Annotated in this window: 1 protein-coding gene; it reads right to left on the bottom strand. The window is 21.9% G+C overall.

The window, feature by feature from the left end; genetic code table 11:
• Positions 1-66: 66 nt before the first annotated feature.
• The gene (locus G3997_RS02770) at positions 67-738 is read right to left on the bottom strand and encodes a DUF305 domain-containing protein (RefSeq protein WP_296647736.1); all 672 of its coding nucleotides are present in this window, start codon (positions 736-738) and stop codon (positions 67-69) included.
• Positions 739-828: the final 90 nt, after the last annotated feature.

Raw genomic sequence — 828 nt, 5'->3', positions numbered from 1 at the left:
TTATCAAAAACGATACACTATAAAGACTATATTTGTTAATTTTATCAAAATACTAGTCTTTTTATTTTACTTAYTATTCTGTTTTTTATTATCATCTACCTTATTATCTATAATTTTTTTCATATTCTCTATATTAGCTTTTTTAGTTGTAATATCATTTTCAGCTATTTTTTTAACCTCTATATTATCTGTATATTTTATTATTGAATTTGCTATTTTTATTGTACCTTCTTGATGTACTATCATTGTTTGTAAAAAATCTTTATTTATATCTCCTGTTGGTTTAAGACTTTCAAAATTTGAAATCATCTCTTTTAAAATACTATTATATTCATTCATATATGAGCTTTCTTTTGCTTTATCTTCTGTTAAGTTATCAATTAAAGTTTTCATTATCCCTTCTATACTTGCTATACTTATTGTTTCATTTTTTATCGTATCTTTAGCTATTTGGTCAACCTCTTTATTATTCTCGCTATTATCTTCACCGTTGTTATTAAGTAAATTTTTAGCCATATCAATAGATCCTTTATTTTGTTGAAGCATCTGATATAAATAATCAAGATTTATATTACCAGTATGAGGTGCATTACTTAAATTTGCACTTAAATTTTCTATTATTAATTTATTTTCTTTCATATATATTTCTTCATTAGTTTCTGCAAATACAAAATTATTAGAGATTAAACTTATACATACTGCTATGATTGCACATAATTTTTTATAACTATTTCTCATTTTTGACCTCCTAATTTAAGCCTTTAATTTGTAAATATTTAATTACTTGAATAAATTTTACTCAAAGTTCATATTACCTATTCTCTTTTA

Origin of the sequence: Romboutsia sp. 13368 (genome assembly GCF_018336475.1) — a bacterium.
Lineage (GTDB): Bacteria > Bacillota > Clostridia > Peptostreptococcales > Peptostreptococcaceae > Romboutsia.
This window is presented reverse-complemented; position numbering and strand designations above follow the sequence as displayed.